At 34.7% G+C, this 15,456-nt stretch carries 15 protein-coding genes; 1 reads left to right on the top strand and 14 read right to left on the bottom strand.

Features of this window, described 5'->3' with window-relative positions:
• Positions 1-207: 207 nt before the first annotated feature.
• The 9 genes from ACWG42_RS14260 to ACWG42_RS14300 form a co-directional block, all read right to left on the bottom strand.
• The gene (locus tag ACWG42_RS14260) at positions 208-540 is read right to left on the bottom strand and encodes a hypothetical protein (protein ID WP_455793234.1); all 333 of its coding nucleotides are present in this window, start codon (positions 538-540) and stop codon (positions 208-210) included.
• A gap of 56 nt (positions 541-596) precedes the next feature.
• The gene (locus ACWG42_RS14265; protein ID WP_455793235.1) at positions 597-1,598 is read right to left on the bottom strand and encodes a GGGtGRT protein; all 1,002 of its coding nucleotides are present in this window, start codon (positions 1,596-1,598) and stop codon (positions 597-599) included.
• A 14-nt stretch (positions 1,599-1,612) separates the two neighbouring features.
• A complete protein-coding gene (locus ACWG42_RS14270) occupies positions 1,613-2,305 on the bottom strand; it encodes an iron-sulfur cluster assembly scaffold protein (RefSeq protein ID WP_455793236.1) in 693 nt (230 codons plus the stop codon).
• Positions 2,306-2,643: 338 nt separating this feature from the next.
• Complete coding sequence (locus tag ACWG42_RS14275) at positions 2,644-3,210, bottom strand: histidine phosphatase family protein (protein ID WP_455793237.1); 567 nt, start codon at positions 3,208-3,210, stop codon at positions 2,644-2,646.
• On the bottom strand, positions 3,207-3,986 hold the full coding sequence (locus ACWG42_RS14280) for a histidinol-phosphatase HisJ family protein (RefSeq protein WP_455793238.1): 780 nt from the start codon (positions 3,984-3,986) through the stop codon (positions 3,207-3,209). Before ACWG42_RS14280 ends, ACWG42_RS14275 begins: the two co-directional genes overlap by 4 nt.
• Before the next feature lie 65 nt (positions 3,987-4,051).
• Entirely contained in the window at positions 4,052-4,432 is a 381-nt protein-coding gene (locus ACWG42_RS14285; protein ID WP_455793239.1) for a hypothetical protein, read from the bottom strand.
• Positions 4,433-4,605: 173 nt separating this feature from the next.
• Positions 4,606-4,875 carry a hypothetical protein gene (locus ACWG42_RS14290; RefSeq protein WP_455793240.1) on the bottom strand — a complete coding sequence of 90 codons (270 nt, stop codon included), beginning with the start codon at positions 4,873-4,875 and terminating at the stop codon, positions 4,606-4,608.
• A 23-nt stretch (positions 4,876-4,898) separates the two neighbouring features.
• Entirely contained in the window at positions 4,899-5,327 is a 429-nt protein-coding gene (locus ACWG42_RS14295; RefSeq protein WP_455793241.1) for a DUF3788 domain-containing protein, read from the bottom strand.
• 28 nt (positions 5,328-5,355) lie between these two features.
• The gene (locus ACWG42_RS14300) at positions 5,356-5,880 is read right to left on the bottom strand and encodes a GNAT family N-acetyltransferase (RefSeq protein WP_455793242.1); all 525 of its coding nucleotides are present in this window, start codon (positions 5,878-5,880) and stop codon (positions 5,356-5,358) included.
• 122 nt (positions 5,881-6,002) lie between these two features.
• On the opposite strand from ACWG42_RS14300, the gene ACWG42_RS14305 reads away from it, so the two are divergent.
• Positions 6,003-7,406, top strand: a complete 1,404-nt coding sequence (locus tag ACWG42_RS14305; protein ID WP_455793243.1) for a polysaccharide deacetylase family protein — start codon at positions 6,003-6,005, stop codon at positions 7,404-7,406.
• A gap of 30 nt (positions 7,407-7,436) precedes the next feature.
• Here ACWG42_RS14305 and ACWG42_RS14310 read toward each other — a convergent pair whose 3' ends face one another.
• From ACWG42_RS14310 to ACWG42_RS14330, 5 genes are all read right to left on the bottom strand, one after another.
• Complete coding sequence (locus ACWG42_RS14310; RefSeq protein WP_455793244.1) at positions 7,437-8,405, bottom strand: carbohydrate kinase family protein; 969 nt, start codon at positions 8,403-8,405, stop codon at positions 7,437-7,439.
• A gap of 86 nt (positions 8,406-8,491) precedes the next feature.
• Positions 8,492-10,153, bottom strand: coding sequence for an alpha,alpha-phosphotrehalase (locus tag ACWG42_RS14315; protein WP_455793245.1), 1,662 nt, complete (start codon positions 10,151-10,153; stop codon positions 8,492-8,494).
• Between the two features lie 263 nt (positions 10,154-10,416).
• Positions 10,417-11,847 (bottom strand): glycoside hydrolase family 32 protein, encoded by a 1,431-nt coding sequence (locus ACWG42_RS14320; protein ID WP_455793246.1) that lies wholly within the window; start codon positions 11,845-11,847, stop codon positions 10,417-10,419.
• 1 nt (position 11,848) lies between these two features.
• A complete protein-coding gene (locus ACWG42_RS14325; RefSeq protein ID WP_455793247.1) occupies positions 11,849-13,729 on the bottom strand; it encodes a glucose PTS transporter subunit IIA in 1,881 nt (626 codons plus the stop codon).
• A 136-nt stretch (positions 13,730-13,865) separates the two neighbouring features.
• On the bottom strand, positions 13,866-15,209 hold the full coding sequence (locus ACWG42_RS14330) for a glycoside hydrolase family 3 protein (RefSeq protein WP_455793248.1): 1,344 nt from the start codon (positions 15,207-15,209) through the stop codon (positions 13,866-13,868).
• Between the last annotated feature and the right edge of the window lie 247 nt (positions 15,210-15,456).

A 15,456-nucleotide genomic window follows, 5' to 3' on the forward strand; every position in this document is an offset into this window, starting at 1 on the left:
ATTCGTAAGACAAAAGAAAGATAAAATATTACTATATATCGCTGCATAACAGAAAACCTCAAAACATCCTTTAAACAAGGCGTTATTTGAGGTTTTTTTGTCTTCTAGCTGTCAAAGATGGGAATATATCATATTTTTGAAAAAATTACTAAATATTACCAAATTTTTTTCATTTTTGTTTCGATTTCTATAAATATTCATACATTTTTAAAGAACTTCCGATTTTTTGTAGTGTTCATTATAATATTTATAAATTCTATATACGTTCATGATTATTAAAACAACACCCAAGGCAACAATCAATAATCCACCAAATATAGACTCTTTATTCATATAAGCCTTATGCGTAACAAACACACCTAATACAAGAATCATCGCAATCACACCAGCAAACAAAGCAACAAGTAAAAACCCAATAATCATCCTAATCCATAACGGTACCTTTTTATCTTTTGTAGCAAAGACTACCCCTTCTAGTAGTAATTCAAACACAAACTCCAACAGCATATCCACTAACCCCATCTCCTTTTTCACAATCATAACATAAAAAAGAAGGCATGCATATGTACGCATAACCTTCTATAGAATATAATTTCTTATTTATTCATCGCTTCTGCAATCGCAACAGCAACAGCAACACTAGCACCAACCATTGGGTTGTTACCCATACCGATTAATCCCATCATTTCTACGTGAGCAGGAACAGATGAAGAACCAGCAAACTGAGCATCAGAGTGCATACGTCCCATAGTATCTGTCATACCATAAGAAGCAGGACCAGCAGCCATGTTATCTGGGTGAAGTGTACGTCCTGTACCACCACCACTTGCTACAGAGAAATATTTTTTCCCTTGTTCGATACATTCTTTTTTGTATGTACCTGCAACTGGATGTTGGAAACGTGTAGGGTTTGTAGAGTTACCAGTAATAGAAACATCTACACCTTCGTGATGCATAACTGCAACACCTTCACGTACATCATCAGCTCCATAACAGTTAACAGCAGCTCTTTCTCCAGTAGAGTAAGAAGTTCTGTTTACTTCATGAAGTTCACCTGTGAAATAATCAAATTTAGTTTCTACATAAGTGAAACCATTGATACGAGAAATGATCTTTGCAGCATCTTTTCCCAAACCGTTCAAGATAACGCGTAATGGTTCTTTACGAGCCTTGTTAGCGTTACGAGCGATACCAATAGCACCTTCAGCAGCAGCGAAACTTTCGTGACCTGCTAAGAATGCGAAACATTTTGTATCATTGTCAAGTAACATAGCAGCTAAGTTACCATGACCAATACCAACTTTACGATCGTCAGCAACAGAACCAGGAATACAGAATGCCTGTAAACCTTCTCCTAAAGATTTTGCTACTTCGTAAGCAGTTTTGTCACCTTTTTTGATAGCGATAGCAGCACCTAAGATATAAGCCCAGCTAGCGTTTTCAAAACAGATTGGCTGAATTTCTTTTACAAGGTTATAAACATCTACACCTTTGTCATCACATAGTTTTTTTGCTTCTTCAATGGAAGAAATGCCATGTGCCTTTAAAACTTCATTGATTTTATCTATACGTCTTTCGTATCCTTCAAATAATGCCATGATTTTTCCTCCTCCTATTCGTGACGTGGGTCGATGTATTTAACAGCATCTGCATAGCGACCATACGTTTTCTTTGCGTTGTTTAAAGCGTCTTCAGCATTTGTACCTTTTTTAACAGCGTCCATGAATACACCCATATTTACATATTGGTAACCGATGATTTCATCGTTTGCATCAAGACCCATGCTTAAGATATAACCTTCTGCTAAATCAAGGTAACGAGGACCTTTTACTTTTGTTGAGTAAATAGTACCTACTTGAGAACGAGTTCCCTTACCTAAGTCTTCAAGACCAGCACCTACTGGAAGACCATTTTCAGAGAATGCAGATTGTGTACGACCATAAATGATCTGTAAGAACAATTCACGCATTGCAGTGTTAATAGCATCACATACAAGGTCAGTGTTTACTGCCTCTAGTAATGTTTTTCCAACAATTGCTTCACTAGCCATTGCTGCAGAGTGAGTCATACCAGAACATCCGATTGTTTCAATCAATGCTTCCTCGATAATCCCCTCTTTAACGTTTAATGTAAGTTTGCAGGCACCCTGCTGTGGAGCACACCATCCAATACCGTGTGTCAAACCAGAGATATCTTTGATTTCTCTTGAATGTACCCATTTTCCTTCTTCAGGAATAGGCGCACAACCATGGCTTGCACCACATTTTACAGTGCACATGTTTTCGACTTCTTTTGAATAAATCATGTCATTTCTCCTTTCCCGTAAAATCCATGATAGATTTACTGTTCGCTTTCTTCTTGGAAAGCTTTTTTGCGATTGCTTCGCGATGTTAATTTTTATAACATACTGCAAGAATACATAGAATTTTCTTATTTGTAAAATATTTCACAAAAAAAGTATCCTGCCCTATTATTTTAATTCTTTTCGTATAGTATGTCAATGAAAAGAGCGTGTTTATCCCTACAAAAACGAAGAATATAAAGGATTTTATAAGGATAGATGTTACGATATGAAAACATAATAATTCGCAAACCTCCCTATTCAAACAAAAAGAAAAGGTGGGAATCCACCTATCGCTACAATTAAACACTCGCTTCTTGTTTACAACTATACTTTTTACCATCCATACGACTTACTTCACAATTCCCTAACAAAACTTCATTTAGGTTCTCAAACTCATAGCCATGAAAGTAACAATAATAAGGAATACTAACTCCACCATGTGCTACTATCAGGATATTTTTTTCTTGTGCTTGCTCGATAATCGTATCAAGGAATGCTTCCACACGTTGATAAAAAGCAATACTATTTTCTGCCCCAGGAAATGGCGGTTCTTCACAAAGTTTCCAAAGCTTACTATAATCTAATCCATCACTGGAATGTCCTTCATACTCGCCAAAACTTCGCTCGCATAAACGTTCATCCACAACGATAGGAATATCCCAGTTCTCATTGATAATGGATGCTGTTTCTTTCGCCCTAGATAAGGGAGAAGCATAAATGAAATCCATCTGAACATCCGCAAGTTTTTCCTTAGCAATCAACGCTTGTTGTCTTCCTGTATCATTTAATTCTATATCCGTATGTCCTTGCATCTTTCCATGCAAGTTCCAATCGGTCTGTCCATGTCTTACAAAATATATACTCATAATGTCTCACTTACTTCCTTAATATACATTCCAACGTGTTTGCTTTGATGTGCATCACTCGCTGTCATGATCTTTACTCCTTGTTTTTTCAAAATATCCATGAACTCTTTATTCGTTCCCATATCTTCATGGTTATAACGATAATAAATTCCTGTGTTGCATTCCATATACACATCATGTTCTTTTGCTGCTTGTGCTAATCGCTCATACGTTGGTTTTAAATCATACGTAGGATCATAATGAAACAACTTCAATTGATCAGGATGTCCAATTTGTGTAAATAAATCACTACAAATCATATCTTCCATAATTTCATAATATCGTTTGTATATCGCATTTGTATCATATTTATCCCATAAGATTTCCCGGGAAAAAGAATTCATATCATAGAGTAACCCATCGATAGAATGAATACTTCCAATCAAAAAATCATATGGATATGCGTTTAATATTTCACGCAAAAATTCTTTATCCTCCGGAGCATAGCATACTTCTAAACCAAATTTCACTTCGATTGGTAAATCCATTTGTTTTACTTCTTCAATCAAATCGAAATAGGTTTGTAGTGGTTCTAATGTTTTCTTCTCAAACCATTCTTTTTGATAATGGGATGCTTCTTTTAATCTTGTATACAGTGGTTGGAATTCGATAAAACGATGCGTATGGTCAAGGATATGAATCGTATCCATACCTGCTTTTACTCCAGCATTCACAAATTCCATAACATAATCTACATGCAATGGCCCATTCTCTAAATGCATATGTCCATCTATCATACAATCACCTCTTTTGTTTTTACATTATACGCTAACAACAAAAGAGATTGCAAACAAAACAACCATTACTGTGCCATAAATCCTTCTGGTTTACGAGGCAACCCTAAAAGTGGATTATCCATATCCTCAAAATCTTCTACTATAGAGCCTTCAATATAAGGGTTCATTGTGCTTACTACAGCCCCCTCTTCAATCAATCCCGCAATCATCATATCTTTTAACATATCCATAAAAACCATAATATCTTTATAAGACGTTCTGATTCTACCTTCCCCATCTTGTAACATACTAATACGAATTTTGTTTTCAAATTGGCCATTTGCTACAGTTACTAACAAATCTCCAATTCTCTTTTGGTAACGCAAAAAACCTTCCATTGTCTTTTCTTCACAAGAAAACCCAAAGGAACGCAGACAACATAAAACATCATCATTTTTAATATTCATGATTTCCTCCATAAAAAGTTTTTCTTTATCATAGCATATGCAAATCCGTAGTACCTCATTCAAATATCTTCCCTAGTCGTATGTATCTACATTGCATTGTATGATGATATCTATCGCTTTTAACTATATCGCACTTATATCAAATTGACAATATCAAAAAAGCGCAAAATTCTTCATTCAAGTCTAAAACTACCTTGTCCATGATAAGTATCTATACTACACACAAACCGTTGTCCACACTGTTTACATGCAATCGTATGACATATTATATCAGATAGCCATTCACCTTCCTTATTGCGTACATCTTCTATAGCGCAAGTCGCATCTATCAAGATAAAATCACCTGTATTTATAAGTTCTTGTATTTCCTTTAGCGTATTCTCATAAGCACTTGGATTATAAAAACGCTTCTTCAAATTTATGCTATCACAGTGCGTACACATACCTCATCCTCATCTCTATATAGTTATGATGATTTCATTTCATCCTCAAATTTTAAAGCCAACAATTTTTTTATATCTTCAAAATGTTCACCACATGTTACACGATAATGAATCCATCCACCCTCGCTACAAGGATATTTATGATCAATATAATCCTGTGAATATGGCTGTAAACTATCATAAATAAACGCAAATTGTTCATTGGTTAATCTCATCATTACAGAAAAGGCTTCCTTTTCCGCAAAGACATGGCACATCAATTTCTTTTTCTTTCTATGTTCAATTGCCCAACCATAACTCTTTCCATAGGGAAACACTTGTTTTGATATCGTTTTATATTCTTTCTCAAGCCATGCATTTAATAGTGTAAAATACTCTCCACTTTTACCACAGTAATCTTCCATCTCTGTTAAGGTCGGTTTCTTTTCCTTATCTAACATTCTTTCATACATATCGATATCCTCCTTTTCTTTCATGCCTTTACTTGTGAAGCTCAATTCCCATTTCTATACGTATTTCATGACGTTCTATATCTTGATTAGAATAAGCATGTGTATCAAATCCAATGATTTTAAACCCATTTTTTTGATAACAATGAATTGCAGGAACATTACAGCTCTGTGTTTCTAAAATCACCATTCTCGCATTTTGATACTTTGCGATATCTAGTATATGCTCAATCAAAATAGAACCTATTCTCATCCCTCTATGACCTTCGGTTACAAGGATGTTACTAATTCGAAATCGTTGATTCCAAGCCTCCATACTTCCCTCAACAAACCCTACTAAGGTATCTTCTACAAATGCGCCATACAACACTGGCGCTTCCAACCAATCTGCTAGTAGTTCATCTTTAAAATTTCTTCTTTGATTTTTTTCAAATGCTTTATATACGAATTGAAAAGACATATCGTTTATCTTTAAATTATAATATCCCGAAGTCTCATATATAAATTCATATTCTTTATGTTTGTATTCTTTTTCATTTAATGGTCGTATTTCCATGATGTATCCCTTCTTCTTGAAAAGGTTATATCCTTACTATTGATTGTACCATAATATCTCTTCTACGTATAAAATTTTTATAAGATTTATCTTTTGTAAGAATAAGAATGTATAATAAAGGTATGAATAAGCACCGGAAAAGAAAAATAACTCATATATTAATTCCAATTGTATGCACAATGGTAGGTATTGCCTTATGCAGTATTGCATACTTATTTTTCTTTGCGCCTAAAGTATACTTTATAGAAAATCCGATTAAATTAGAAATCCATGATACGTATGAAAATAAACAATTTGTGTCTGACTTAAGAAATTTGAAATGGAACGATATAAAGGTACATGGCTCTATAAATACAAATAAACTTGGTACATATACACTTACCTATAAAGCAAAGAATCATACCTTTGATTTAAAGGTGGAAGTAAAAGATACGAAGAAGCCTATCGTAGAAGCACAAGAACAAAGCATTAGTCTGGAAACTAATCCAACTGCCCAATCTTTCATCAAACACATCGAGGATGCGACAAAAACAAAAGTATCCTTTAAAGAAAGCTATGTCTTTGATAAAGTAGGGGATAAAAAAATAGTCCTTGTAGTTCAGGATGAGGGAAAAAATAAAACAGAAGTAGAAACGATTGTACATATCTTACCCAAAGATACTACTGCACCTGTGATTCAAGTACATGACTTCGAGATTGTTCAAGGTGGAGAGATCGATGTATTAAGTGGTATTTGTGCAAATGATGATCGTGATGGAAGCGTAGAAGTACAAGCAGATACTGCTGGCTTCGACAAAAACACCCCTGGCACATATACAGTTAAATACCACGCAGTAGATAAATCTGGAAATGAGGCAAATGCCTCCGCAACTATACGAGTACTACAACCAGTTGCGCCTGGAGATAAAGTAATATATCTTACCATTGACGATGGACCAAGTGCCAACACGCCAAAAATATTAGAAATCTTGAATCGTTACAATGTCAAAGCTACCTTCTTTGTGACTGGACAATCCCTTGGATATGCTTCCTATATTGGTGAAGAATATCGACAAGGACATGCGATTGGCTTACATACGTATTCTCATCGTTATCAAGATGTATATGCGAACGATGGTGCGTACTTCGCAGATCTACAAAAAATTTCAGACTTAGTAAAAGCACAAACAGGAGAAGAAAGTCGTATTATACGTTTTCCTGGAGGGGCAAGTAACACGATTAGTAAGAATTATAATACGGGCATTATGTCGCGCCTAACAAAAGAAGTCCTTAATCGAGGATACCAATACTTTGATTGGAATTCCACTTGTGGAGATGGAAACAGCAATACTTCTACAGCCTCTTTGATTGAACAAACAAAACAATACAACGGTTCTCAGTTAACCTTCTTAATGCATGATCATGCAGGATCTTACACAACTGTAGAAGCACTTCCTGCCATCATTGAATACTACAAGAACAGAGGGTATACCTTTAGAACATTGAGTACAGCAGTACCTGCTCATCACCATTCGGTAAACAACTAAGAAAAGAACACACTTCAAGTGTGTTCTTTTCTATAAGGAGTTCTTAAATTGTTCTAATTCAACTTGTGTTGCCATAGCGCTAATGGCACCTTCTTTGGTGGTCGTATGAGCTGCATATACATTCGAAAATTCAAGATATTCTCTCAATTCTTCATCGCTAAGTTTATAAAAGTCTTGTATACCTTGTTGTAATAATTTGTATAAAAACGCTCCTATAAAGCTATCTCCTGCACCTGTGGTATCCTTTACCTCAACGATATTTCCACCCACTTGTACCATGGATCCATCTTTACGATACAATTGTGCACCATCTTTACCCATGGTATAAATAAGATAGGTAACATTACCTACAAATACATGAGGTAAAGCTTCTTCGATGGTTTTACACCCTGTAATGAATTCAAGTTCTTCATCTGAAATTTTTAGTATATGTGCACTTGGAATAAACTCTTTTACAGTTTCTTTTAAAGCTTCTTCACTATCCCAAAGAGATAAACGAAGGTTAGGATCAAAACTGATAATGGATTGTTGTTGAAGGGCTAAATCAATTAGTTTTTTATGTGCTTGTTTCATTGGACTTTCCACTAAGTCCACACTACAAAAATGTACGATTCCACAATCCTTTAACATATCTTCCGTAATCTTATCTGCTTCTAGCATTAAATCTGCACTCGTACGTCGATAAAACTTAAAATCACGATTTCCATCTTGTGCTAGTGAAACAAAAGCCAAAGCAGTATCTCCATGCTTTGTACGCAATACGTCACTTGTATCAATACCAGCTTCTTTCATCGTTTCTTCTAAGTAATCTCCAAAGGCGTCTTCTCCTAATTGGGTAATGATTTTGGATTTCCCACCCAATCTAGAGACTGCCGCAGCCACATTGGCTGGTGCACCTCCTGCCACTTTCTTAAAGGTTGTCACATCTTTTAACCGCATCCCTTTTGCCTCAGGAATAAAATCAATTAATGCTTCTCCTATAGTACATAATGTTTTCATTTCAATCTCCTCACAATCATATTTCCAACTTCCATAACACATTTCTTAAACTCATTATAAAGCAGTTATTTCCTCTTTACAACTCACTATGAATAAAGTCGATATACAATAGATTCATATGGTCTAAGAACCTTATCTTTTAATGTACAATCACTATCTCTGTAATTGCTGATGATAATTTCTTTTATGTTCGTACCTTCTGGTAAATCAATATGACATAATTTTTCTTCTTCTTTAAAGTTATTTAGAATGAGCCAACGTTCCTGTTGATAGGTTCTGATATAACCCCAGACTTCATCATCTCCCACATCTATGCGCTGATACTCACCATTTGCTAAAATATCCTCTTCTTTACGAAGTTGTATTAGTTTTTGATAGTGATAGAAAATACTGTCATCATCGTCTATATTTCTTTCTACGTTGATTTCTGTATGTTTCCCATACCCAAGCCAAGGCATCGACTTACTAAATCCATAGCCTTCTGTAGTATCCCATATCATTGGTGTTCTTGCATTATCTCTAGATTGGTACATGATGCCATCCATGATAGTTTTTTCGTCAATTCCTTTTTGTATTCGTTCCTTGTAAACGTTTAAGGTTTCCACATCATGATAGGAATCAATGTCTTCAAAACCTGCATTTAACATTCCAATTTCTTCCCCTTGATAAATGTAAGGTGTGCCTTTTAACATATGCATACTCGTCGCTAACATTTTAGCGGACTCTTTATGATATTTTTCTTCATTTCCAAAACGAGATACCACTCTTGGTTGGTCGTGATTACTCCATACCAAAGAATTCCAACCATCTCCCGCATTTACTTCTCGTTGCCATGTATCTAAAATAGTTATCATTTCTTTGATATCTGGTGTAGTTCTTGTCCAACGATCTTTATTTCTATAATCTACTTTTAAATGTTGGAAAGAGAAAATCATATTTACTTCTTTATGTTCTGGTTTTGTATAATCGATTGCTTTTTCTGGATCCATACTCATCATTTCTCCAACACTTACACAAGGATAATGAGAGAATACTTCTTCATTCATCTCTTTCAAAAACTCATGCATTCTTGGACCATTGGCATAATAACATTTCCCCTTAGGTGAAGATTCCTCATCATCTAAAAAATCCTGTTGTTTACTTATCAAGTTAATCACATCTAAACGAAATCCATCCACACCCTTTTTCAACCAAAAATGCATCATTTGATAGATTTCATTTCTCAACGCTTCACATTCCCAATTCAAATCAGCCTGTGTAACATCAAATAAATGTAAGTAGTATCGTTCTTCATCCAATGGCTCCCAAGCACTTCCCCCAAACATAGATTCCCAATTATTCGGACTACGACCTTGTTTTGCAGATCTTATAATATAATACTCATAATAGGGACTTTTTTCTTTGTTCTTCAAGATATCTTGAAACCATGCATGCTCAATCGATGTATGGTTTACAACGATATCCATCATGATTTTGATTCCTAAACAATGTGATTCTTCTAATAATTGATCAAAATCATTCATGGTACCAAACAATGGGTCGATCGCGTAGTAATCTGCAATATCATACCCATTATCTTTTTGAGGGGAAGAATACATAGGCGTCAACCAAAGAATTTCAACCCCTAATTTTTTAAGATAAGGAAGTCTTTTTCGAATTCCATTGATATCTCCGATTCCATCGTTGTTACTATCTTGAAAGCTTTTAGGATAAATTTGATAAATACAAGCCTGTTTCCACCATTCCATAGTTACTCTCCTTCGACCTTTTTAAAATGCCACACGCACGAAATAAAATCTTCTTTTACATTTTCAATACATATTCCAGCGTACATTCATTCACTACTATCATACATATTCTTACTTTCTTGTTCTTGCTATAAGATTCCTTATTTTGATTTCTTGATAGAATAGATATTTAAAATGGATATACGATTTCTATAGATGTCAAAATCGAATCATTCATAAACTCCTTTGTAAAACTATATTGCATCTTTAATAAGTTTTTAACTTTACTTGATAATCATGAATGGTTTCAATTCATAAATCGTTCCCACCATTTCAAATACTCCTTGTAGTTTCAGCTTAGAGATTTGATTTGCATAATGTCGACTTGTAAACACTTCTCTACCATCATTCACGAAAATCTCTATACTAGAAGTATCCATAAATATCTGCAACTTACATAAATCATGAACAACAACACTTCTACTATCTCTTCCACAACCACACTCTGTAAGCTTTAAAGTTAGAGTATGATTTTTATAATGCAAGTGGATACCTTCATGAAGTTGAAGTTCTATTGTTTCGCATGTTGAAAAATTCAACTCAACTTCATATAATGCAGGTGTTATTTCTTCCCCTTGATTCTTCATGGATATTCCTTTTGCATGCGTTCTTAATTGCTTAAATTCTTCTAATGGTTTTGATACAAGATATCCTTCTTCTAAACATAATTGTCTAGGTAGTGTTAGTGCATGTTGCCACTGATGTTCAACTGTTTTATCGTTATGATAGCTCGCATCAGGAATTCCCATCCATGCTATTAGAATTCTTCTACCTTGTTCATCCAAAAAGCTTTGCGGTGCATAGATATCAAAACCGCGATCTAATTCTACGAAGTCAGACAACTCGTAACTTTTGTTTTCTAAATCAAGCTTCACTTCAAAATATCCCATTTGATATACATTCGCATAGTCAATCCCCTTTTGTTCTACACCTTGTGGACAACAAACTAGAAATGTCTTATCTTCAATATCAAATAAATCAGGGCATTCCCACATATAACCAAAAGGAATTTTACTTTCTATACGCATATGGTATTTCCATGTTACTAAATCATCTGAAACATAGAGTAATACACACCCTGTATCTTGGTTACTTCTTGCGCCAAGCACCATATAGTATCTTTGATTCTTTTTATAGATTTTAGGATCTCTTACATGAACACTCATATCCTTAGGATAGTCTGTGTTTTGTAATACAAGATGTTTTTTATCAAATGTAAATCCATCTGTTGAAGTAACTAACACTGTATTCTGTTCACGTCCACTTGTTATATAGTCATATTCTTTATCGTTATACTTCACATTCCCTGTATAGAAATAGTGAATCTTATCATCCTCTACAAAGGCACTACCACTATAGACTCCATCACAATCATATATTGAATCCGCAAATAGAAAGGGTTCTTCTTCATGATACTCTACCCAGTTCTTTGTTGTATAATGTCCCCAAGATTTGATTCCCCAACTAGGTGTCTGTGGAGTATATTGATAATAAATGTGATTTACACCTTGGAATTGACATAAGCCATTTGGATCATTTAACCATCCTGTAGGAGGCATGATATGATACGCAAGACGAAATTTATCTTTCTTTACTTCTTCTCGCATTTCCTTCATCGTTGGTATAAACTTTTCATATTCTTTTTTGGTAAACATGTTATTCACCTACGGCACAGATGATGATTTTTTTATGTCCTGATTGAATATTATAACTTCTATCATTGTGTATCTCACTTAAAACCATCATTGTTTGTGTTTGATAACCTTTGTTAGCAATCGTTTCGATATCCATTTCTATTAAGAGGTCTCCTTTTTTTACTTCTTGCCCTTCTTTTACATAAGAAGTAAAGCCTTCCCCATTTAACTCTACCGTATTGATTCCGCAATGAATCATAATTTTACTTCCATCTTTTAATGATAATCCTACAGCATGTTTTGTTGGAAATATGAATTCAACCTTTGCATCTGCTGGTGCAAACACCTTGTGATTGATCGGTTCAATAAAAATACCATCTCCTAATGTTTTAGAGGCAAACATTTCATCCGCACACTTACTTATATCTTGTACAACACCTTCCATTGGCATATCTAATACAATTTCATCTTTCTTTGGTAGTTCTAAAACCACCTCTTCACTTTTTTTTGCTTTTGTTTTACCAAATACTAGGGTTAATACAAGCCCTACACCTAAACCAATGACATGAGCAATAACATAATTGATATAGCCATTGTTGCTTGGATCTACAATCGCAATACCAGGTACTGCTGTTGTCCCAAATCCTAAAGAAGCTAAATCAGTGAAATACACATATGCTCCAGCTACAGCACCACCGATACATCCTGCAATCAAAGGGAATTTATAACGTAAGTTAATACCAAAAATCGCTGGTTCACTGATGCCAAATAATGTACTTATAAAACTTGGAATACACAATTCACGTGTGCGTACATTCTTCCAATTCAATAATAAATAACCAATTACTGCGCCTGCTTGTCCAATCAATGCTACTGACATTAAAGGATTTAGGAAGTTTCTACCTGTTTCCGCTACTAACTGTGCTTCCACTGCGCCTAGAATATGATGAAGTCCCGTAATAACAATAATTTGTTGAAAACCAGCAAATAACATATAACCGAATGCTCCTAGGTTTTCCGCCATCCAAATTAAGGAACCACTTACACTGTCACCTAAAATTCTTCCCAATGGTCCTACGATTGTAAACAATAATATAGTTGAAATAAATACCGTTAACATAGGTGCCACCAATAATTTGATTACATCTGGTATTTTCTTAATAAAGTATTTATCTAAAGTTGCTACCACATACCCCATCATTAAGGCAATGATTACACCACCTTGAAATCCAACCATTTCAATTTGAAAACCAAGAATGTTTAGTACTTCAGGACTGAATCCTTCTGTTCCAATACTATACGCATTCGCAAGACTTGCATCTAACATAATTGCTCCCACAACTAACCCTAGAATTGGTCTTCCGCCATAGCGCTTTGTTGCTGAATAACATACAGCCATAGGAAGGATCGCAAAGATTCCAGTAGATGCTAGATTCGCTAAACGATTGATTGCATAAAATGTTTCATTATTAGTGATTACATCCCATTTCCCTAAAACACCAGTTAATCCCATAAGCAATGCGGCTGCTAATATTGCTGGCATTATTTCTACAAAAACATCTGATAATGACTTGATCACCTTTTGAAAAGGATTTTGTTTTTGTGTTGTTTTTGCTTTGATATCACCTAATGACATATTCTCAGTATGTGTAAGGTTCGCAAACACTGCATATATATCATTGACAAGACCTGGTCCAAAGATGATTTGAAGTTGATCTCCCGCAACAAATACCCCTTTCACTAAATCCACATTTTCAATTGCACTTAATTGTATTAGTTCATTATTTTCTAATACAATACGTAGTCGTGTTGCACAATGTGCTGTTCCTTGAATGTTGTCCAACCCTCCAACAAGGTTAACAAGTTGTTTTGAAATTTCTAAGTAATGTTGATTTTTTTCCATGATATTCTCCTTTATCACCACACTGGAACCGGTTTCACATCTTCATTATAAAACGCTTACATAAATTTGTCAACACTTTTTGTGGAACCGGTTCTATTTTTTTATTTTATAATTAAAAAGAAGAACTTGCGTTCTCCTATTTCACATCTATGAGCCCCATATTGGCTTTCCACGTCAATATACGTTTTACGGATGCGTCCAATTGTTTCACATCAATTTCACCTTGTTCGATTGCTTCTAAAACAGCTGGAATTTGTTTGCGATAATCACTGCATATTAACATGTCGTTTCCTGCATTGATCGCATTGATTGCGGCTGCACTTGAATCTATGTAATCCTTTATTGCATCCATCGCTAAATCATCTGTCATGATAACACCTTGAAAACCTAATTCATTACGAAGTATTTCATGAACCTTTGAAGAAAGTGATGCAGGTTCAACTTCATCTACACAAGTCATAATATTATGAGAAACAAGAATGCTATCAACACCAGCTTCTATTCCTGCAATAAATGGAAGAAAATCACTCTCTACGAAATTCTCATACGTACGTTTATCAACTGATATTCCAGTATGTGTATCTACATTATTTCCATACCCTGGGAAATGTTTTAATGTAGAACCAAGATTATTTTCTTTCATAATACTTACTACAGTTGCCACATACGTTGCGGTTTCCGTTGCATTCTTTCCAAAAGATCGAGCATTGATAAAATCATTTGGATCTATCGACACATCCGCAACAGGCGCAAGATTTACATTGATACCTATGTTCTTTAACAATGTTGCCTTTTCTAGTGTGTCTGAACGGATTAAATCATATCCGCCATAATTGTATAAATCCTGTGGTGACCAAAATGGAGCTCCACGAAATTCCGTGTAATTGCTTAAACGTACAACACTCCCACCTTCTTCATCCACTCCTATCAATAAAGGAATCTTTGCTCGAGATTGATACGATGCAATATTATCTATTACTTCTTGATAAGAGTTTTGATGAAAATCCCTATCGAACAAGATATAGCCACCTAAATGATAACTCGCTACATCGCTCATTGCGTTATCCTCAGGGCTTCTTACAAAAAACACTTGTCCTACTTTTTCTTCAATAGACATTTGGGAAATAATATCATCAATACTTTGTCTTTGATCATCTGTAGAAACTTCATTCTCAAGAATCGTTCCCTTTTGTGCATACATCACACCATCTTTTACTATATAACTAACTTGGATTACAATATCCTTTTTCAATTCCCCATCTTTCATTTGCATTTCAGTTCGATTAAACTCATATTCTTTATTTGCACTTGTCACAATAGAAAAATGAGTACTTGTCACATCTATAATCTTCCCTTGCACAATAAGAGATTTAACATCTTTTGTTTTCGCCACTTCTTCTTTTTTCTCATTGTTTCCAAAACAACCACTTAGGGTAAACAACATGCACATAGCAATCACTATAGAAATACGTCTTCTCATAATACTCCTTCTTTCAAAAACAGTATAGCATGTCTATTTTCAAATAAGTAAAAATTGATAAATTTACTAGGAATAGCTATTACGCACTATGCACTTATTCATCCGTTTAATTTCCCTATATCATATAAAAAAGATGTCCTGAAGGACATTCCGAAAGATTAAATTTCGCCTGTAGATATAGTATACTATCTATAGGTGATTTTTTTGATTAAAGACTCTTCTGTTTTCGCAAAAAAAGAGATTGCTT

It is taken from the genome of Amedibacillus sp. YH-ame10, assembly GCF_053848885.1.

Bases quoted from the DNA above. Each gene is read 5' to 3' on its own strand.
- ACWG42_RS14260 (WP_455793234.1), bottom strand. From the start codon at position 540: ATGATTGTGAAAAAGGAGATGGGGTTAGTGGATATGCTGTTGGAGTTT.
- ACWG42_RS14265 (WP_455793235.1), bottom strand. From the start codon at position 1,598: ATGGCATTATTTGAAGGATACGAAAGACGTATAGATAAAATCAATGAA.
- ACWG42_RS14270 (WP_455793236.1), bottom strand. From the start codon at position 2,305: ATGATTTATTCAAAAGAAGTCGAAAACATGTGCACTGTAAAATGTGGT.
- ACWG42_RS14275 (WP_455793237.1), bottom strand. From the start codon at position 3,210: ATGAGTATATATTTTGTAAGACATGGACAGACCGATTGGAACTTGCAT.
- ACWG42_RS14280 (WP_455793238.1), bottom strand. From the start codon at position 3,986: ATGATAGATGGACATATGCATTTAGAGAATGGGCCATTGCATGTAGAT.
- ACWG42_RS14285 (WP_455793239.1), bottom strand. From the start codon at position 4,432: ATGAATATTAAAAATGATGATGTTTTATGTTGTCTGCGTTCCTTTGGG.
- ACWG42_RS14290 (WP_455793240.1), bottom strand. From the start codon at position 4,875: ATGTGTACGCACTGTGATAGCATAAATTTGAAGAAGCGTTTTTATAAT.
- ACWG42_RS14295 (WP_455793241.1), bottom strand. From the start codon at position 5,327: ATGTATGAAAGAATGTTAGATAAGGAAAAGAAACCGACCTTAACAGAG.
- ACWG42_RS14300 (WP_455793242.1), bottom strand. From the start codon at position 5,880: ATGGAAATACGACCATTAAATGAAAAAGAATACAAACATAAAGAATAT.
- ACWG42_RS14305 (WP_455793243.1), top strand. From the start codon at position 6,003: ATGAATAAGCACCGGAAAAGAAAAATAACTCATATATTAATTCCAATT.
- ACWG42_RS14310 (WP_455793244.1), bottom strand. From the start codon at position 8,405: ATGAAAACATTATGTACTATAGGAGAAGCATTAATTGATTTTATTCCT.
- ACWG42_RS14315 (WP_455793245.1), bottom strand. From the start codon at position 10,153: ATGGAATGGTGGAAACAGGCTTGTATTTATCAAATTTATCCTAAAAGC.
- ACWG42_RS14320 (WP_455793246.1), bottom strand. From the start codon at position 11,847: ATGTTTACCAAAAAAGAATATGAAAAGTTTATACCAACGATGAAGGAA.
- ACWG42_RS14325 (WP_455793247.1), bottom strand. From the start codon at position 13,729: ATGGAAAAAAATCAACATTACTTAGAAATTTCAAAACAACTTGTTAAC.
- ACWG42_RS14330 (WP_455793248.1), bottom strand. From the start codon at position 15,209: ATGAGAAGACGTATTTCTATAGTGATTGCTATGTGCATGTTGTTTACC.